This window comes from Streptomyces sp. YPW6 (assembly GCF_018866325.1).
In the GTDB taxonomy this organism is placed as follows: Bacteria; Actinomycetota; Actinomycetes; order Streptomycetales; family Streptomycetaceae; genus Streptomyces.
In genome coordinates, this window is sequence record NZ_CP076457.1 from 132,053 (window position 1) to 148,910 (window position 16,858).

18 protein-coding genes are annotated in these 16,858 nt (G+C 71.8%); 11 read left to right on the forward strand and 7 right to left on the reverse strand.

Annotation, left to right across the window (positions count from 1 at the left end; translation table 11 throughout):
• Nucleotides 1-179 precede the first annotated feature (179 nt).
• From KME66_RS00575 to KME66_RS00585, 3 genes are all read left to right on the forward strand, one after another.
• Entirely contained in the window at nt 180-1,370 is a 1,191-nt protein-coding gene (locus KME66_RS00575) for an FAD-dependent oxidoreductase (RefSeq protein ID WP_216328999.1), read from the forward strand.
• 10 nt (nt 1,371-1,380) lie between these two features.
• Nucleotides 1,381-2,322 (forward strand): sigma-70 family RNA polymerase sigma factor, encoded by a 942-nt coding sequence (locus KME66_RS00580; protein ID WP_216317789.1) that lies wholly within the window; start codon nt 1,381-1,383, stop codon nt 2,320-2,322.
• Nucleotides 2,323-2,527: 205 nt separating this feature from the next.
• Complete coding sequence (locus KME66_RS00585; protein WP_216317791.1) at nt 2,528-3,079, forward strand: GNAT family N-acetyltransferase; 552 nt, start codon at nt 2,528-2,530, stop codon at nt 3,077-3,079.
• 4 nt (nt 3,080-3,083) lie between these two features.
• On the opposite strand, the gene KME66_RS00590 is transcribed toward KME66_RS00585, so the two are convergent.
• Together KME66_RS00590 and KME66_RS00595 are read right to left on the reverse strand one after the other, a co-directional pair.
• Entirely contained in the window at nt 3,084-3,710 is a 627-nt protein-coding gene (locus tag KME66_RS00590; RefSeq protein WP_216317793.1) for a bifunctional 2-polyprenyl-6-hydroxyphenol methylase/3-demethylubiquinol 3-O-methyltransferase UbiG, read from the reverse strand.
• Between the two features lie 118 nt (nt 3,711-3,828).
• Complete coding sequence (locus KME66_RS00595) at nt 3,829-4,656, reverse strand: class I SAM-dependent methyltransferase (protein WP_216317795.1); 828 nt, start codon at nt 4,654-4,656, stop codon at nt 3,829-3,831.
• 503 nt (nt 4,657-5,159) lie between these two features.
• Between KME66_RS00595 and KME66_RS00600 the strand changes: the two genes are divergently transcribed.
• The 4 genes from KME66_RS00600 (at nt 5,160) to KME66_RS00615 (ending at nt 8,591) form a co-directional block, all read left to right on the forward strand.
• Entirely contained in the window at nt 5,160-5,522 is a 363-nt protein-coding gene (locus tag KME66_RS00600) for a hypothetical protein (protein WP_216317797.1), read from the forward strand.
• Nucleotides 5,523-5,745: 223 nt separating this feature from the next.
• Nucleotides 5,746-6,402, forward strand: coding sequence for a DedA family protein (locus KME66_RS00605; RefSeq protein ID WP_216317799.1), 657 nt, complete (start codon nt 5,746-5,748; stop codon nt 6,400-6,402).
• 74 nt (nt 6,403-6,476) lie between these two features.
• The gene (locus tag KME66_RS00610) at nt 6,477-7,037 is read left to right on the forward strand and encodes a tellurite resistance TerB family protein (RefSeq protein WP_216317801.1); all 561 of its coding nucleotides are present in this window, start codon (nt 6,477-6,479) and stop codon (nt 7,035-7,037) included.
• Between the two features lie 207 nt (nt 7,038-7,244).
• The gene (locus KME66_RS00615; protein WP_216317803.1) at nt 7,245-8,591 is read left to right on the forward strand and encodes a hypothetical protein; all 1,347 of its coding nucleotides are present in this window, start codon (nt 7,245-7,247) and stop codon (nt 8,589-8,591) included.
• A 98-nt stretch (nt 8,592-8,689) separates the two neighbouring features.
• Here KME66_RS00615 and KME66_RS00620 read toward each other — a convergent pair whose 3' ends face one another.
• The 3 genes from KME66_RS00620 to KME66_RS00630 all read right to left on the reverse strand — a co-directional run bounded on the left by KME66_RS00620 (nt 8,690) and on the right by KME66_RS00630 (nt 10,934).
• Nucleotides 8,690-8,887, reverse strand: a complete 198-nt coding sequence (locus KME66_RS00620; RefSeq protein ID WP_073224198.1) for a ferredoxin — start codon at nt 8,885-8,887, stop codon at nt 8,690-8,692.
• A gap of 5 nt (nt 8,888-8,892) precedes the next feature.
• On the reverse strand, nt 8,893-10,143 hold the full coding sequence (locus KME66_RS00625) for a cytochrome P450 (protein WP_216317805.1): 1,251 nt from the start codon (nt 10,141-10,143) through the stop codon (nt 8,893-8,895).
• A gap of 299 nt (nt 10,144-10,442) precedes the next feature.
• A complete protein-coding gene (locus tag KME66_RS00630; protein ID WP_216317807.1) occupies nt 10,443-10,934 on the reverse strand; it encodes an FBP domain-containing protein in 492 nt (163 codons plus the stop codon).
• An 83-nt stretch (nt 10,935-11,017) separates the two neighbouring features.
• Here KME66_RS00630 and KME66_RS00635 point away from each other — a divergent pair, with 83 nt between their 5' ends.
• Nucleotides 11,018-11,590 carry a TetR/AcrR family transcriptional regulator gene (locus tag KME66_RS00635; protein ID WP_216317808.1) on the forward strand — a complete coding sequence of 191 codons (573 nt, stop codon included), beginning with the start codon at nt 11,018-11,020 and terminating at the stop codon, nt 11,588-11,590.
• Nucleotides 11,591-11,673: 83 nt separating this feature from the next.
• Entirely contained in the window at nt 11,674-12,858 is a 1,185-nt protein-coding gene (locus KME66_RS00640; RefSeq protein ID WP_216317810.1) for a GDSL-type esterase/lipase family protein, read from the forward strand.
• A 109-nt stretch (nt 12,859-12,967) separates the two neighbouring features.
• On the opposite strand, the gene KME66_RS00645 is transcribed toward KME66_RS00640, so the two are convergent.
• On the reverse strand, nt 12,968-13,546 hold the full coding sequence (locus tag KME66_RS00645) for a snapalysin family zinc-dependent metalloprotease (protein ID WP_216317812.1): 579 nt from the start codon (nt 13,544-13,546) through the stop codon (nt 12,968-12,970).
• Nucleotides 13,547-13,788: 242 nt separating this feature from the next.
• Between KME66_RS00645 and KME66_RS00650 the strand changes: the two genes are divergently transcribed.
• Both KME66_RS00650 and KME66_RS00655 read left to right on the forward strand, forming a co-directional pair.
• Complete coding sequence (locus KME66_RS00650) at nt 13,789-14,697, forward strand: NAD-dependent protein deacetylase (protein ID WP_216317814.1); 909 nt, start codon at nt 13,789-13,791, stop codon at nt 14,695-14,697.
• A gap of 204 nt (nt 14,698-14,901) precedes the next feature.
• On the forward strand, nt 14,902-15,732 hold the full coding sequence (locus KME66_RS00655; RefSeq protein WP_216317816.1) for an aldo/keto reductase: 831 nt from the start codon (nt 14,902-14,904) through the stop codon (nt 15,730-15,732).
• 103 nt (nt 15,733-15,835) lie between these two features.
• Here KME66_RS00655 and KME66_RS00660 read toward each other — a convergent pair whose 3' ends face one another.
• Nucleotides 15,836-16,858, reverse strand: coding sequence for an ABC transporter substrate-binding protein (locus tag KME66_RS00660; protein WP_216317818.1), 1,023 nt, complete (start codon nt 16,856-16,858; stop codon nt 15,836-15,838).

Consider the following 16,858-nt stretch of genomic DNA (forward strand, 5'->3'; position numbering starts at 1 on the left):
CCCTCCGGCCCGACCTGGACGGCAGGAACCGCCGGGGCGACCGGCACGACATCACTGACGCCGACGGGCCCGCATCGCCACCCTCTCGTGACCTGTGTCACACCCGCGGTCTGTCAGCAATCGCCGGGCTGTCCCGTTCAAGGGGTACGCGAACGAGACAGGAGCCCGTCATGACGCTCATGAAGCACCGCATCGTCGTACTCGGCGCTGGATACGCCGGGGCCTTCGCCGCCGGAAGTCTGGCCCGGAGGCTCTCCCCCGCCGACACCGAGATCTCCGTCGTCAACGCCGCGCCCGACTTCGTCGAGCGGATGCGTCTCCACCAGGTGGCGGCCGGACAGGACATCGCGCGCCGCAAGCTCGCCGACGTGTTCGCGGGCACCGGGGTGCGGCTGCGCCTGGCCCGGGTGACCGGACTCGACCTGGACCGCAGGGTGGTCTTCCTGACCGGCGCGAACGGCCCCGGGGAACTGCCCTACGACACCCTGCTCTACGCCCTCGGCAGCTCCGCGGCCCACCACGGCGTCCCCGGCGTGGCCGAGTTCGCCTGCGACGTGACCGGTCTGGGTCCGGCCCTGCGCCTGCGCGAACGTCTGGACCACCTCCCCGAGGGCGGATCCGTCCTGGTCGTCGGCGAGGGGCTGACCGGTATCGAGACCGCGACCGAGCTGGCGGAATCCCGGCCCGGTCTCTCGGTCGCGCTCGCCGCCCGCGGTCAGCTGGGCGCCTGGCTCTCCCCCGGGGCCCGGCGTCATCTGCAGGACGCGTTCGACCAGCTCGGTGTCACCGTGCACGAGCACACCGCCGTATCCGCCGTCGAGGAGGCCCGGGCGATCACCGCCGACGGTTCGGTCCTTCCGGCCGAGGTGACCGTGTGGTCGGCGGGATTCGCCGTAGCCCCCATCGCGGCCGCCGCCGGCCTTGAGGTCGCCGCCACCGGGCAGATCGTCGTCGACGGGTCCATGCGCTCCATCTCGCACCCGGATGTCTACGCCGCCGGCGACTGCGCCTACGCGATCGGGAAGAACGGCCGGCCCCTGCCGATGTCCTGCGCCTCGGCCGGGCTCACCAACATGCAGGCGACCAGCGCGATCATCGCGCGTCTGACGGGCGGCGACGTCCCGGCCACCGGACTGAAGTACTTCGGCAACCACATCAGTCTCGGCCGCCGGGACGCCATCTTCCAGATGGTGGGCGACGACGTCCGGTCGAAGCCCTGGTACCTCGGCGGCCGGACGGCCGCGCGGCTCAAGTCGGGAGTGCTCAAGGGGGCCGCATGGGGCATCGCCCATCCGACCTTCGGCCTTCCCAAGCGCCGGCGGCGTCCGGCGCCGGCGCCGGACGGGGCCGCGGTGCGGGCCGCCGCCTAGAGTGCCGCGCATGGACAGCTCAGCCGTCGACACGTTCGAGGCCGGCCGGGGCAGGCTGGCCTCACTCGCGTACCGCCTGCTCGGATCGGCGGCCGATGCCGAGGACGCCGTGCAGGACACCTTCCTGCGCTGGCAGTCCGCGGACCGCGAACGGATCGAGGTGCCGGAGGCATGGCTGACGAAGGTCGCCACCAACATCTGCCTCGACCGGCTCCGCTCGGCGCGGGCGCGCCACGAGCGGACGGCCGGTGCGTGGCTGCCCGAACCACTGCTCGACGGTGACCCGATGCTCGGCCCCGCCGACACCTTCGAGCAGCGGGAGTCGGTGTCCCTGGCCGTGCTCACCCTCGTCGAACGCCTCTCGCCGAACGAGCGGGCCGTCTACGTCCTGCGGGAGGCGTTCGCGTACAGCCACACCGAGATCGCCGCGATCCTCGACATCACGGTGGCGGCGAGCCAGCAGCACGCCCACCGGGCCCGGACCCGGCTCGCGGACGCACGTCGTGGCACCGGCGGTGCGGCCGACCCCGCGGCGGCGCGCCGGGTGGTCGAGGAGTTCCTCGTCGCCGCCACGTCGGGGAGCACCGACCGGCTGGTGGCGCTGCTCACCGACGACGTGACGGCGGTCTCGGACGGCGCGGGACTGGCCAGGCGGCTGCTGCGGCACCGGACGCCGGAGCGGGTCGCCTCGTTCGTCAGGGCGGGGTTCAGGTCGACCCCGGCGAAGCGCCGCCTGGCCGGTGGCCCCACGGCGATGTATCTCGCGCGGGTCAACGGCTCACCGGCCGTGATCGCCGTGGCCGGGGGCCGGGTCGTGGGGGCCGTGGCGTTCGACGTCGGCGACGGCAAGGTCTCGGCGCTGTACGGCATCGCCGCCGCGCACCGGCTCACGCGCCTGGACGCGGCTTGGCGGCGGCACGACCCGGGTGTTCCGGTCGTCGACGCCCGGTGACCGGGGTCGTGCCGCCGGAACCCGCCGAGGCGGGCGGCGCCGGGCCCGCGCCGCACGGTCGCTCCCGGTGGTGGCCCCTGCCGGAGTCACGTGGTCGACGGCTCCGGGCCTCGCGGCCGGTTCGGCTCAACCCGGCCTTCTCCGTTCCGTGTTGATCCGTGCGACTCCGCTCATCCACGCATGGGCGTGCGATAGGTTCCCCGTCATGACGCAGCCCGCATCGTTCTCCTGGCCACCGGCCCCGGTCACGACGGCACGGCTCGTGCTCCGTGAGTCCGAGGCCCGGGACCGTGCGGCCTTCGTCGAGTTGTTCGCGTCGCCGGAGGTGCGTGCCCACCTTGGTGGCCCCCATTCCCGGGACGAACTCGAACGCGCTGTCCCCCTGGTCCCGGGGCGGCGGCCCGGACTCTTCGTCGTCGAGCTGGAGGGAGCGATGATCGGCACGGTCACCCTCCAGGAGCGGACCCCCGAGCGTCCGGGGCGGCTTGGTCCGGACGGCGGCTGCACCGAACTCGGCTACATGTTCCTGCCGGAGGCGTGGGGATCGGGGTACGCCACCGAGGCATGCACCGCCGCGCTCGACTGGTTCAGCACCGTACTCCCCGGTGAGCCGGTGGCACTCTGCACCCGGATCGACAATGCTCCTTCCCTGCGCCTCGCGCTGAAGCTGGGGTTCACCGAGGTGTCGCGGTTCGAGGAGTTCGGCGCGGAGCAGTGGTTCGGCGCCCGGCGCCCGGTCGCGGCACACCGGCGGTGAGATCTCAGGCGGCCGGACGGGCGTGCACGCTCACCGCGTAACCGCCGCCGTCGTTGTAGGGGTCACCGCTCCAGGTCGCGTAGCGCCGCCGCAGGACGAGTCCGGCCCGGGTGGTCCACCCGTCGAACTCGGCGAGGGTCATCGGTGCTTCCTCCAGCGGCAGGTGGGCGGCGTCCAGTCCCATGCCGGTGACCAGGAGGCCGCCGGGGCGCAGTACGGCGGCCAGTTGTCCGACGACGGCCGCTCCGGTGCCGGGGGCCAGGAGGGGGATGACGTTGCCGGCGGCGAGCACCAGGTCGAAGTCCGTGGCCAGACCGAGGGTGTCCAGCCGGGCCAGGTCACCGAGCAGCCAGTCCTGTGCGGGCGCATCGCGACGTGCGACGGCCAGCATCGAGGAGTCGACGTCCACACCGGTGCAGTGGTGGCCCAGTTCGGCGAGCCGGATCGCGATGCGGCCGGTGCCGCAGCCCGCGTCGAGCACGCGAGCCCCGGGCCTCAGGAGCGCGGTGCAGAAGGTGGCTTCGCCGTGGACGTCGTGGCCCGATGCGGCGAGCCGGGCGAATCGCCGCGCGTACTCCTCCCCGGCCTGCCCACCGGTCAGTTCCGCCCAACGGTCGCGTTGCCCTGTCATGTTTCCGCATGCCTTCCGGTCGGCTCTCTCCCCAGCGGGAGCATAGGCGAGCCGCCCACCACGGGGGCGGCCCGGGCCGCCGGTCCGGGGAAACGGGGGCCGAGGGCAGCCCGTGCGGTCAGCCGACGGGGCCTTGGGGCTTTCGCCCCCACGCCGTGAGCATTCCGGCCGACAGCGCGGCGCATGCGTCGCTCTCCAGGTACCGCACCGCGTCGTCGATGCCCGCGGCGTCGATCAGGCTGGTGGAGAGCATGGCTTGCCCGCTGCGCCGCCAGGTGTCGGCCCAGAAGCGGCTGATGGCGCTGCCCGGCTCCAGCGGTGGGACGTGGATCTCCGCCGCCACCTGGTCGAGCCCCGCTTCGCGCAGCAGACGCGGGTACGACGTGACCGTGGAGACGTCGGTGCCGATGGTGTCCCGCAGCCCCCGCCACATCGCCCGCATCGCCGTGGTGTACGGGGTGTCCGGTGTCCGCTCGCCCGTCACGTCGACCGCGTCGCTGAGCACCAGCACACCGCCGGGCACCAGGAGTTCGGCGAGCCTGCCGACCAGGCGGTCCCGTTCGGGCAGGTGCATCAGCACGAACCGCGCGTGGACGAGCCGGAAGAGGCCGGGGGCGAAGTCGGGGGCGGTGGCATCGGCCTGGAGCGCCCGGAGGCCGGGGGCGGGGCGTGCGTCGAGGAACCGCACGTCGCGGTCCACGGCGAGCACGCTCGCCACCCCGGCCTCGCCCAGCAGGCGGCGTGCGACGGTGCCCGTTCCGGCTCCGATGTCGAGGCAGCACCATCCCGGCCCGGCGCCGAGCGCCCGCAGCCGGGCCATCGTGATGGCGTCGTAGGCGAGCGCACCGAAGTCGATGCGCTCCGCCTCCCCCGCTCGGTCGGGGCGGAAGGCCGCCTCGCCGTAGCGGCCCTCGCCCGGCACGCCTCCGGGCGGAGCGGAGGTCACGCCGTCACCGGTACGGCACCGGGCCGGTCGTCCCGGTGGCTGCGTGGCGCCCGGCCGTCGGCAGGGTGCGGCGGCAGGTCGTCGAGCAGTTCCATGGCCGGGCCTCTCCACGCGACAGGGGTGGTATGGGCGGGTGGCCCCGGTCCGGGGCCGCCCGCGGTCATCCTTCACCGGCCGTCCTCCGCGCGGCCGAGGCTCGCCGTGGCTGGGGCCGATCGGTGCACGCGGGGGCACCCGCCGGAGCCCGCACGGTGCCGGGCCGGGGCTCGGGGCTGGATCGGCGTGGGCCGGTGGGAGGGCGGGGGGACGGACCGGGCGCGAGCCGGTCGGCCGGGACGACGGATCGCCTCGCCCCGGCCGGTGAGGGGAGGCATCAGGTGGCCGGTCGGGCTTCAGGTTCTCTTCAGTCCGGGCTGCTAAAGTGCGGTTCTTCGGCAGTAATTCGCCGAGCGGCTTCGGCAGTTCAGCATGCGGCCGATTCGACCGGGACGAGGAGCGTCGGAATGCGCTACAGGGAGATGCTGTCCCGCTACGCCGGTATCGCCGTGCTCCTGCTGATGTCCGCGTTCGCCCCGGGATTCTCCTCCCAGGCCCTGGCGGCCGTCGACGCGGCAGCGCACGCCCCGGCCCGTGCCGTCTCCTCGGTCGACGCACCGGGGGCGCAAGTTCCGCTGGACGGTACGGAGGGGGACGTCACGCTCCAGCAGCGCCACAAAGCCGGAAGCGCGACGGCGTCGTCCCCCGTGCAGTCGGGCGTTCTTTCCCCGGCGCCGGATCTGTATGCCTGTCCGGCGGGCATCGCCCGGCACGATGTTCCGCCTTCGGGATCGCGGAGCCCCGCCCAGGCCCGGATCCTTCGCTGCTGAGTGGGCCGTCCGATCACCCGGTGACCGTCCGGCCGCCCCAGCGCTGATCTCCCGCTGGCCGCCCTGGCCATCGCGTCCCGTCTCACACGCGTCGCGCACAAGGATTCAGTCTTTCGCCTTTCGTGTTTGCGATCCCTTTTCTCACCCGTGGGCCACGGAATTCCTGCGCGATACGGCCGTACGGGATCTCCGGAACCCCTGACTCTTCCAGGAGCAGACGTACATGTACCACTTCCCCCTCGCCTCGGAACCGACGAGCGGGATCGCGGGGTGGGCGACCGGCCTCGTCGACACCCTGGGCGGCCCGGGGGCCGGGCTCGCGATCGCCCTGGAGAACCTCTTCCCTCCGCTTCCGAGCGAGATCATTCTTCCGCTGACGGGCTTCGCGGCGGGGCAGGGGGTGATCAGCCTGTTCTCCGCCCTCTTCTGGACGACGCTGGGATCGGCGGTGGGCGCGGTCGCGCTCTACCGGATCGGGGCCCTCTTCGGCCGGGAGCGCATGTACGCCTTGTGGGACAGGCTCCCCCTGGTCAAGGTGTCCGACCTGGAGAAGACCGAGAAGTGGTTCCTCAAGCACGGCAGGAAGGCCATCTTCTTCGGCCGGATGGTTCCCATTTTCCGCAGCCTGATCAGCATCCCGGCAGGCGTCGAACGGATGCCCCTGCCGACCTTCGTGCTCTTCACCGTTCTCGGCAGCTTCATCTGGAACTTCGTCCTCGTGATGGCCGGTTATCTGCTGGGTGACCGGTGGGAGCTCGTGGAGCGCTACGTCGGGGTGCTCTCCAAGGTGGTGCTCGTGCTCGTCGTCGCGGCGCTGGTCGTGGCGGTCACTCGCCGGGTGCGTACCCGGCGCAACGAGCGGCGGGCCCACCGCGTGTGACCGTTTTCCGGCAATGAACGTCACGAGGCCGCGCGCAGTGTGCGGCCATCGATCCGATCGACAAGGAGGCAGGAATGGCCATGTGGGATCGCATCAAGGACCAGGCCAAGGGGCTGCAGCAGCAGGCGCAGGGCGCGAGGGGCCCCGCCGGTCAGCGGCAGCCGGGGACAGGGGGCTCGGGGCACGCGGGGGGTTCGAAGGAGAAGCTGGTCGGGCTGCTCAAGTCGCAGCTCGGCTCCCTGAAGACGGAGCTCAAGAGCGGGGCCTACCGGGACGCCAGTATGGCGATGTGCGCGCTGGTGGCGGCCGCCGACGGTTCCGTCGACCCCGCCGAGCGGCACCATGTGGAGAACCTGATCCTGCAGAACGACGTCCTGCAGAACTTCCCGCCCGAGCAGCTGCGGCAGCGGTTCAACAAGCATGTCGACCAGCTGATGTTCAACTTCCAGCAGGGCAGGGCCGAGGCCATGCAGGAGATCGCCAAGGCGGCGAAGAAGCCGGTGGAGGCCAAGGCGGTCGTCCAGACCGGCTTCGTGATCGCCGGCGCGGACGGGTATGTCGCCCCGGCCGAGGCACAGGTTCTGCGGGAGGCGTGCACGGCGCTCGGCGTCTCCCCTCAGGAGTTCGGTCTCTGAGCCGTACGGTGACACCTCGCCCCGGACTCTCGTTGCGGGGCGGCGGGCCCGCCTGACGGGGCATCGGAGTGGTCAGGTCTCTGCTCCGACGCCCCGTCCGATTCGGGCGAGGCGCAGCACAACCCTGGGTGTTCCTTGATCGTCAAACGACTGCCGGGGCATCCCACGCCCCGGCAGGAGTGCATCGTGCCCAGTCACTGGAGAACCATGAGACCCGTCTCCGCCCGTCCGTTCGTCCGCTTCGGCGCCGGTGCCGTCGCGGCCGCCGGAATCCTTCTGGCCGGTCTGTCCGTACCGGCGTCGGCCGCCGAGTCCGACCAGCTGTGGATCGCCGCGCCGTACGAGATGAACCTGCAGACAGGCGCCGGGGCCGCTGCCCCGGTCGAGGTCGGTCTGTATCACGACAACGACACCTTCACCGTCACGGACGGCCGCCTGACCGTCGACGCCTCCGGGCTCGCCGGGGTGGCCGACGTGACCTGGCCCGGGAACTGCGCGGTCACCGGGACGACCGCCGTGTGCACCGTCGCCGAGGTACCCGTGATCGGCCCCGACTACAGCCCGCAGGTGCTGCTGGAGGTCCGGGCGGCCGACGGCGCCGAGGCGGGAGCGCAGGGGCGGATCACCTACGCGGCGACCGCGACCGGCGGCCCGGACGGGACGCTGGAGGCCCCGCTGGACTCCTTCGAGACGACACTCACCCTGTCCTCCGGACCCGACCTCGTCCTGGAGGGGCTCGACCCGGTCGAGGGCGCCACCCCGGGGACGGTGCACACGGCGGCGCTCACGGTGAGCAACGAGGGGCAGGAGCCCGCCCGGGGCTTCACCCTCGGGATGACGGCGACGTACGGCCTCGGCTTCGACTCGCGGTACGACGCGTGCACGTACACGCAGACGGGCGGCGACTACGCGCCCATGTCCCGCGCCGAGTGCGCCTTCGACCGGGTGCTCCAGCCCGGTGAGAGCTTCACCCTGCCGCAGCCGCTGCGCATCGCCCTGGCGGACCACGCGCTCCGGGAGCGCCTCGACGTCGATGTGCAGCCCGTCGGCGGGGTCGTGGATCTCGATGACGGGAACAACTACAGGAGCCTCGAAGTGGACGCGGTCAACACGGCCGACTTCGCGGTGCGCGGTTCCCGGGTCGGCGGCGCCGTCGGCGAGACCGTGAAGGCCTCGCTCACCTTCCGCAACAAGGGGCCGGGCTGGGTCGGGAACCTCGGTTCGGGCGACTCGGTGGCCCTGGTCGACTTCACGGTTCCCGAAGGGGTCACCGTCACCCGCGCACCCGCCGCGTGCGACCCCCGTACGTCGGCCGGCGGCAGCTACCAGCAGGGGCGTCTGGGCGCTCCGCGCTATCTGTGCGAGATGCCGTACTGGGTGCTGGAGGACACCGTGCGCACCTTCCGCTTCGACCTCCGTATCGACACCGTCGTGCCCGACGCGAGGGGGCAGGTGGCCCTGCGTCCGGTGATCACGGGTGCCGGCTTCCCGCACGACCCGAAGCCCGGCAACAACACGGCCTGGGTGACGGTCAACCCGACCCCCGTCGCGTAGTGGCCGAGGCCCGGCGGGGGTGGGTCCCCACTCCCCGCCGGGTCCGGCCCGGACCGGACCCGGTGTCCCGGCCCGTCGCCGTCCTCGGCTGTCGGATTTCAGTCGTCGGTGAGGGCGACCGCCCCGACCGGGCAGGCGCGTGCGGCTTCCCGTACCAACGGGTGGTTCCGCGTCACCCCCGGGCGGCCGGGAAGGAGTTCGCTGAACCCGTCGTCGTCCTGTGTGAACACGTCCGGCGCGGTCAGCGCGCACATCCCGGCGCCCACGCAGCGTTCCCTGTCGACCCGGATGTCCATGCCCCTCACCAGGCCACGGGCAGTTCGAGCAGGCCCTGGATGGTGTCGCCGGGTTTGTGCCGGATCTCGTCCGCGGGTACCGCCAGCCGGAGGGCGGGCAGACGTTCGAACAGGGTGCGCAGGGCGATGTCGAGCTCGGTCCTGGCCAGGTTCTGGCCCAGACACTGATGGACGCCGAAGCCGAAGGCGAGATGGTGCCGGGCGGACCGGTCCCAGTCCAGCGTCTCCGGATGCTCGAACACCTCGGCGTCGCGGTTGATGAGCGAGGTCGAGAAGAAGACGCCCTCGCCCTTGCGGATCGTCGTCCCGTCCACCTCGATGTCCTCGGCCGCCAGCCGTTGCAGGCCTTCGGCGATGGAGAGGAAGCGCAGCAGTTCCTCGACCATCACCGCCGTCGTCGTCCTGCCGGACCGCAGCGCCGCCAGCTGGCCGGGATGGCGCAGCAGTGTGAACGTGCCGAGCGAGATCATGTTCGCCGTCGTCTCGTGTCCGGCGACGAGCAGGATCAGGGCGAGGGAGACGAGGTCCTCGCGGCCGACGGGCCCGTCCGGGTGGTCTTGGTGGATCAGTTCGTCCAGCAGTCCCTCCGCCGGTTCCGCGCGCTTGCGGTCGATCAACGCGCCCAGGTACTCCTCCAGTTCGATCCGCGCGCCGTCCACGTCGCTCGCGGCAGGGCCGCGCAGAAGGCGGCGCGAGCAGTCCTCGAAGAAGGTGTGGTCGGCGTAGGGCACGCCGAGGAGTGCGCAGATCACCATGGACGGCACCGGCAGCGCGAAGTCGGCGACCAGTTCGGAGGGAGGTCCCTGCCGCTCCATCGCGTCCAGCAGCCCGTCCACCGTCTCCTGGATCCGGGGGCGCAGCGCGGCGATGCGCTTCACGGAGAAGCTCGGGATGAGCTTCCTGCGCTGGGCGTTGTGCTCGGGATCGTCGACGCCCAGGAGCGCCAAGCGCCGCTGCCGCGTCTGCGTGAAACGCTCGGCCGGAATCGGGAAGCCGGGGTGGGTGCGGTCGGTGGAGAGCCGGGGATCCGCCAGGAGGCGACGGGCCAGCGCGTGTCCGGTGACGGCCCAGACCGGGCGTCCGTCGAAGAGGGTGACCCGGCTCAGCGGGCCCTGTGCGCGCAGCGGTTCGTAGCCGGTGGGCGGGTGGTAGGGGCACTCACGGTCCTGCGGGAACGGGGGCGCGGGGGTGGGTCCGGTGTCGGTGCCGGCGAAGGCACGGTCCTGGCGGGCCGGTTCCGTCGTGGAGTCCGTCATGGGAGCGGTCGCCTCGCAGTGCTCGGTGGACGGTGCGGAGCGGGTCGCTCCGCACCTCACCGTCAATTGGATGCCTCAGGCACCCATGTGGTCCACGCAAGGACCGGCCACATTGCGGAGCTTCGGATCTGGCCGGTGCCGTTCGCACATGATCGAACATCTCCGCATCCCCTCGGTCCAGGATCGATCCGCAGGCGGGATGTGGACGAAGTGGCTGGAAAAGCGGGGCCCGATTACCTCCACCGGACTGTCCGGAACCATGCGGTCCGGGCCGCTCCGGGTCTGCGGAGCGGCTGCGGTCACGCCGTCACCCTGGCGATGAAGGCGGCGAGATTCGTCACGGTGCGGTGGATCTGCTCCTCCAGGGTGAGGGACTCGCGCAGTCGCCCGCCGACCCCGGCGTCCTTCTTCCCTCGTACGTAGAGGGAGCAGGCGAGGTCGCCGCACATGTAGGCGCCGACGGAGTTGCCCTGCTTGCCCGCCTTCCCCGGCTTGGGCGCCACCAGCAGACGGACGCCTCCGGTGTGGACGGTCACGCACATCGAGCACATGCTGCGGCGGGTCTGCGAGGAGCCGGCGTCGGAGGAGCGCAACTGGACCCCGACGTGACCCTCACCGGACGGCATCACGAGGTAGGCCCGGTCGGGGGCCTGGGGGTCGCGCCACCCCAGGAAGTCCAGGTCGCCCCACGGCCGGTCGGCCAGGTCACGGGGGACGTGGAGGCGCTTGGCCTCTCCCTTGGTGCAGTTCACAAAGGCGCTGCGGATCTCTCGCTCGGTCACGGGGTTCATGAGATCCACGCTAATTTGCCTAAATCTATTAGGCAAACCTATATTTTCTTTAGGCGATCACGAGTGAGCATTCGGAGAGTGGCATGGCACGAGCGGGACTGGCCGCAGAGCGCGTGGTGAGGGCGGGCGCCGAGCTCGCGGACGAGATCGGCTTCGATCGGGTGACTCCGTCGGAGCTCGCCCGGAAGCTGGGCATCAAGACCGCGAGCCTGTATTCGCACGTCAAGAACGCCCACGACCTCAAGACCAGGATCGCCCTGCTGGCCCTGGAGGAACTCGCCGACCAGGCCTCGGCGGCCATCGCGGGGCGGGCGGGCCGGGACGCGCTCGGCGCCTTCGCCGACACCTACCGGGACTATGCCTTCCAGCACCCCGGCCGCTTCGCCGCGGCGCGGTTCCGCCTTGATACGAAAACGGCGGCCGCGAGCGCGGCGGTGCGCCACTCCCGGATGACCCGGGCGATCCTGCGCGGCTACGACCTGCCCGAACGACAGGAGACGCACGCGGTGCGGCTGCTGGGCAGCGTCTTCAACGGCTATGTGGAACTGGAGATGGCGGGCGGTTTCAGCCACAGCTCCCCCTCCTCCGAGGAGAGCTGGACGGAGATCATCGACGCCCTCGACTCCCTGCTGCGCAACTGGCCCGCTTCTCCCTGACCCGGATGCCCCTCCCCCACCCCCGCCCCTTGCCCCTTGCCCCTTGCCCCTTGCCCCTTGCGACGAACGAAGAGAGCGAGAACATGACCACCCGGCACGGCTGGACGGCCACCCCCATCAGCGCCGACATCCTGCGCGGCGCGCTCGACCTGGAGCAGACCGAGCGCGGAGTGCTGCCGCACCGGCTGCCCGCCCGGGCGCGGCAGCAGATCACCGACGGCCAGCTGGCCATGGCCGAGTCGCAGCCCTCCGGAGTCCGGCTGGCGTTCCGCACCCGGGCCAGCGCCGTCGAACTGGACGTGGTGGCCACCAAGCGTGTCTACGCCGGGGCGCCGGCACGCCCCGACGGGGTGTACGAACTCCTCGTGGACGGCCGCCTCGTGGACCGGTCAGCCGCCCCCGCCGGCGACACGCTCACCATCGACCTGTCCACGGGGACGGCGCAGACCCGGCCGGGGCCGGTGGAGACGCTCCGGTTCACCGGTCTGCCGGACGTCGAGAAGGACGTCGAGATCTGGCTGCCGCACGACGAGACGACGCTCCTGGTCGCCCTGCGCACCGACGCTCCGGTCCGCAGTCCCCGGCCGAGCGGCCGGCCGGTCTGGCTGCACCACGGCAGTTCCATCAGCCACGGCTCCAACGCCACCACCCCGACCGGGACCTGGCCCGCCCTGGCGGCGGCCTCCGGCGGTGCCGAACTGGTCAACATGGGCTTCGGCGGCGGCGCCCTGCTCGACCCGTTCACCGCCCGCGCCATGCGCGACACCCCCGCGGACCTGCTCAGCGTCAAGATCGGCATCAACATCGTCAACGCCGACCTGATGCGGCTGCGCGCGTTCGGCCCGGCCGTCCACGGCTTCCTCGACACGCTGCGCGAAGGGCATCCCACCACACCGCTGCTGGTGATCTCGCCGATCTACTGCCCCCTCCACGAGAACACCCCGGGGCCGCTGGCCCCCGACCTGACGGCGATGCGCGAGGGGCGAGTGGGGTTCCAGGCCACAGGCGATCCCGCGGAGGTCCCCGCGGGGAAGCTCACACTGACCGTGATCCGGGACGAACTGGCTCGGATTGTCAGGGAGCGCGCGGCCGCCGACCCCCATCTGCACCACCTCGACGGGCTGGAGCTCTACGGTGCGGACGATCACGCCGAGCTTCCCTTGCCCGACGGTCTGCACCCGGATCCCGCCGCCCACCGGCGTATCGCGGAACGCTTCGCCCGGCACGCCTTCGGCCGCGGCGGTCCCTTCGCCCCGCAGGACCGGTGACCCGGAGCGTCCGGATCACCGGCCGACTCCCCGCCGAGCGCGCCCCTGGCAGGTCGGCGGGGAGCCGGTTCGAAACGAGGCCCGCTCCCCGCCTCCGCCGTGCGGCCGATTACGGGGCGTCCACGAGGATGCGGCCGTCGGCCGGGACGCGGGAGGCGAGGCCGCCCGCGTAGGCGTACTCCACCCGGGACCGCTCGGCCGCGTTCGGAACCGCGTTCGTGCAGCTCGTACCGGCGCTGGAACCCGACATCAGCTGGGAGCAGGGGCCGGGCTTGGTGTCCGGCAGGCCCAGGCTGTGGCCGAGTTCATGAGCGGCGATACGGGTCTTGTCATGGCCCTGGGTGACCGCCTGACTGCCCAGCTCCACCCAGGCCCGGCCGCCGGGGCGGACCGGGCCGAGTGTGGCCTGCGGCCAGCCGCTGGTGGCCACGATCTGTATCTCGGCGCGTGTACCGGGGGCGGCCTCGACGAGTTTGACGTTGCGGACGTTCGCGTTCCATGAGGCGACTCCTGCGGCGATCGCTGCCTCCCAGCCGCCGGCCCGGCTGTCGTCGTAGCGGAGCGTCACGACGGCTGCCGTGCTCTTCGCAGCCAGGTCCGGCGCGGGGGCGGCCTGTGCCGCCGTGACCGAGGCCAGGGTGAGCGCCGCGGCGACACCGACCGCCTTGAACCATCTGGAATCCAGCATTGTTCGTCCCTTCACTCATGGGGGGCCCGGCTCCGCTCGGAGCCGGGCGAGTGGGAGAACGGCCGGTTCGCGGGGAACCGGACGGCCTCGACGGCCGGTTTGCCGTGCCTCCCGGGCCGCATGACCTATGCCGCGATCGCTCCTTGGTCATGCCCCTGTCACAAAATGAGGCCGGAAACCGCCCCTGCCCCGTGGCGGCACGGGTCCGGCGACGCCGGGGCCCGTTCCGTACCCTGGAGGACATGCGCATGCGCCCCACCCTGAGCTGGACCTCCTCCGAGGAGCTGCCGCCGGGCACGACGGACCTGGAGCCGGTCGCCGAGGCGCTGCGCGGTGGCGGTGTCCTGATCCTGAGCGGGGCGGGCATCTCCACCGAGTCGGGCATCCCGGACTACCGGGGCGAGGGCGGGAGCCTGAGCCGTCACACGCCCATGACCTACCAGGACTTCACGGCCGACGCCGGGGCCCGTCGCCGCTACTGGGCCCGCAGCCATCTCGGCTGGCGTACGTTCGGCCGCGCCCGGCCCAACGCCGGGCACCGCGCCGTGGCCGCGTTCGGGCGGCAGGGCCTGCTCTCCGGCGTGATCACGCAGAACGTCGACGGGCTGCACCAGGCGGCCGGCAGTGAGGACACCGTGGACCTGCACGGACGCCTGGACCGGGTCGTCTGCCTGTCCTGCGGCGCCTTCAGCCCGCGCCGCGAGCTCGCACACCGGCTGGAGGCGGCCAACGAGGGTTTCGCGCCGGTGGCCTCCTCGATGAACCCGGACGGCGACGCGGACCTCACCGACGAACAGGTCGGAGACTTCCGGGTGGCGCCCTGCGCCGTGTGCGGGGGCGTCCTCAAGCCGGACGTGGTGTTCTTCGGCGAGGCGGTTCCCCCGCAGCGGGTCGAGCACTGCCGCGCACTGGTCCGCGAGGCGCGCACCCTGCTGGTCCTGGGCTCGTCGCTGACCGTGATGTCGGGGCTCCGCTTCGTCCGCCAGGCCGCCGCCGCCGGCACGCCGGTGCTGATCGTCAACCGGGATGCCACCAGGGGCGACCGGCACGCGGTGACCCGCGTCGCCGTTCCGCTGGGGTCGGCCCTCACCGCTGCGGCGGGCCGGCTGGGCATCCCCGTCCCCGCCGACGCCCCGGCGGGCACCGCGTAGCGACGCGGCAGGCGCGCCTCACGGCGTAGCGGCGCGGCAGGCACGCCTCCGCCACTCTGCGCGCACGGAGTATTACCGATATAGATGCTTTTGGGCAGTTTTCCGCCCAGGGAGTCGGGTACGCCACTGTGGGGCGGCTGTCCGCCTCGTCCCTTACGTCCCTCACACCGCCTTCCGAGGCCGTCGACAGAGCAAGGAGCAACCGTGCCTTCAGTACCGTCCGTCCCCCTCAACAACGGTGTGACGATCCCCCAGCTCGGCTTCGGGACCTTTCAGATCCCGCCGGACGAGACCTGCGAGACCACCGTCGCCGCTCTGGACGCCGGCTACCGGCACATCGACACGGCGCAGATGTACGGAAACGAGAAGGAGGTCGGCCAGGCGGTCCGGGAATCCGGGCTCGACCGTGCCGACGTCTTCGTCACGAGCAAGCTCGACAACGGCGCGCACGCACCCGACGAGGCGCTCCGGGCGTTCGACCGTTCCCTGGAGGAGCTGGGCTTCGACTACCTGGACCTCTTCCTCATCCACTGGCCCCTGCCCGGTGGTCCGGGCGACTACGTGGAGACGTGGAAGACCCTGGAGGAGATCTACCGGTCCGGGCGGGCCAAGGCGATCGGGGTCTCCAACTTCCAGGAGAACCATCTGCGCAGGCTGCTGGACAGCAGCACGGTGGTGCCCGCCGTCAACCAGATCGAGGTGCACCCGTACCTCACCCAGGAGCCCCTGCGGGCCTTCGGGGCGGAGCACGACATCGCCACGGAGGCGTGGTCGCCCATCGCCCAGGGCAAGGTGCTCTCCGACCCGGCGATCACGCGGATCGCCGAGCGGGTGGGCCGGACACCCGCGCAGGTGGTGCTGCGCTGGCATCTGCAGCGCGGGGACATCGTCTTCCCCAAGTCCGTGACGCTCAAGCGCATCCAGGACAACATCGCGGTCTTCGACTTCGAGCTCAGCGAGGGCGACATCGGCGAGATCGCCGCCCTCAACCGTGACGAGCGCACCGGGCCCGACCCGGACACGTTCAACGGCTGACCCGCGGGGGAGCACGGCGGGCCCGGCACCGGCGAGCATCTCCGGCGCCGGGCCCGCCCTGCGTGCGTACGCGGTGCTCCCCCCTGTACGCGCGCGATGACCGCTACCGCGCGAACGCCCTCAGGTCCTTCGCGAGGGCGCTGATGGCCGCCGGATTGCGCGGGCTCTCCACGAGGTCCACGTAGTCGAGGACGACGATCCGGTCGTTCTTGATCGCCGAAACCCCGGCGAGCGGCTCGTAGGACTTCAGGAACTTCCGCTTCTCGTCGGCGCCGGTTTCACCGTAGTTGTTGATGACGATGACCTCGGGATCGCGGTCGACGACCGTCTCCCAGCCCACCGTGGTCCAGCTGTCCTTGAGGTCCTTCATGATGTGGTCGCCGCCGGCCTTGGTGATGATGTCGTGCGGTCCGGCGTACGCGCCCGAGGTGAACGGCTTGTCCTTCCCGTCGTCGTACAGGAAGACGCGCAGGCGGTCGTCGCCCGTGGCCGCCCGGGACCGCGCGTCGGCGACCTCCTTCCGGAAGGAGGTGACGAGGGCGTTCGCCCGCTCCTCGATGTCGAAGATCTTCCCGAGGTTCCGCAGGTCGGTGTAGAGCGCTTCGAGCGGGGGCATGACGCCGCGGGCCTTGCCCCGCCCGTTGCGGCACGACTCGCTGAGCAGGTAGGAGTCGACGCCGACGCGCCGCAGTGCGGCGGGGGTGAAGCCCTCGCCCTCGTTGAATCCGTAGTTCCAGCCGGCGAAGACCAGGTCGGCCCGGGCATCGAGGACCAGTTCCTTGTTGATGCGCTCCTTGGAGAGCCACTTGGTCTTCTGGTAGCCGTCCTTCCAGGGGACCGACGTCATGTCGCCCTTGTCGTCGGGCATGACGTATCCGGCCATGTGGTCCTCGAGCCCGAGGGCGAACATGATCTCGGTGATGCCGACGTCGTTGGTGACGACGCGCTGCGGGGCCTTGTCGTAGCGCTTCTTCTCACCGCAGTTCTCCACGGTCACCGGGTAGTGGCGGTCGGCCTGTGCGGCGCTGTCCTTGCCGTCGGCCTCCGGCGTGACGTCGGCTCCGCAGCCGGTGAGGGCCAGGGCAGCGGCGAGGACGAGGGCCGCGGGGCGCAGGGGGTGGAGCAT

Excerpts from the sequence above, each read along its gene's own strand:
- KME66_RS00575 (WP_216328999.1), top strand. The coding sequence starts at position 180 with ATGAAGCACCGCATCGTCGTACTCGGCGCTGGATACGCCGGGGCCTTC.
- KME66_RS00580 (WP_216317789.1), top strand. The coding sequence starts at position 1,381 with ATGGACAGCTCAGCCGTCGACACGTTCGAGGCCGGCCGGGGCAGGCTG.
- KME66_RS00585 (WP_216317791.1), top strand. The coding sequence starts at position 2,528 with ATGACGCAGCCCGCATCGTTCTCCTGGCCACCGGCCCCGGTCACGACG.
- KME66_RS00590 (WP_216317793.1), bottom strand. The coding sequence starts at position 3,710 with ATGACAGGGCAACGCGACCGTTGGGCGGAACTGACCGGTGGGCAGGCC.
- KME66_RS00600 (WP_216317797.1), top strand. The coding sequence starts at position 5,160 with ATGCGCTACAGGGAGATGCTGTCCCGCTACGCCGGTATCGCCGTGCTC.
- KME66_RS00605 (WP_216317799.1), top strand. The coding sequence starts at position 5,746 with ATGTACCACTTCCCCCTCGCCTCGGAACCGACGAGCGGGATCGCGGGG.
- KME66_RS00610 (WP_216317801.1), top strand. The coding sequence starts at position 6,477 with ATGGCCATGTGGGATCGCATCAAGGACCAGGCCAAGGGGCTGCAGCAG.
- KME66_RS00615 (WP_216317803.1), top strand. The coding sequence starts at position 7,245 with ATGAGACCCGTCTCCGCCCGTCCGTTCGTCCGCTTCGGCGCCGGTGCC.
- KME66_RS00620 (WP_073224198.1), bottom strand. The coding sequence starts at position 8,887 with ATGGACATCCGGGTCGACAGGGAACGCTGCGTGGGCGCCGGGATGTGC.
- KME66_RS00625 (WP_216317805.1), bottom strand. The coding sequence starts at position 10,143 with ATGACGGACTCCACGACGGAACCGGCCCGCCAGGACCGTGCCTTCGCC.
- KME66_RS00630 (WP_216317807.1), bottom strand. The coding sequence starts at position 10,934 with ATGAACCCCGTGACCGAGCGAGAGATCCGCAGCGCCTTTGTGAACTGC.
- KME66_RS00635 (WP_216317808.1), top strand. The coding sequence starts at position 11,018 with ATGGCACGAGCGGGACTGGCCGCAGAGCGCGTGGTGAGGGCGGGCGCC.
- KME66_RS00640 (WP_216317810.1), top strand. The coding sequence starts at position 11,674 with ATGACCACCCGGCACGGCTGGACGGCCACCCCCATCAGCGCCGACATC.
- KME66_RS00645 (WP_216317812.1), bottom strand. The coding sequence starts at position 13,546 with ATGCTGGATTCCAGATGGTTCAAGGCGGTCGGTGTCGCCGCGGCGCTC.
- KME66_RS00650 (WP_216317814.1), top strand. The coding sequence starts at position 13,789 with ATGCGCATGCGCCCCACCCTGAGCTGGACCTCCTCCGAGGAGCTGCCG.
- KME66_RS00660 (WP_216317818.1), bottom strand. The coding sequence starts at position 16,858 with ATGCTCCACCCCCTGCGCCCCGCGGCCCTCGTCCTCGCCGCTGCCCTG.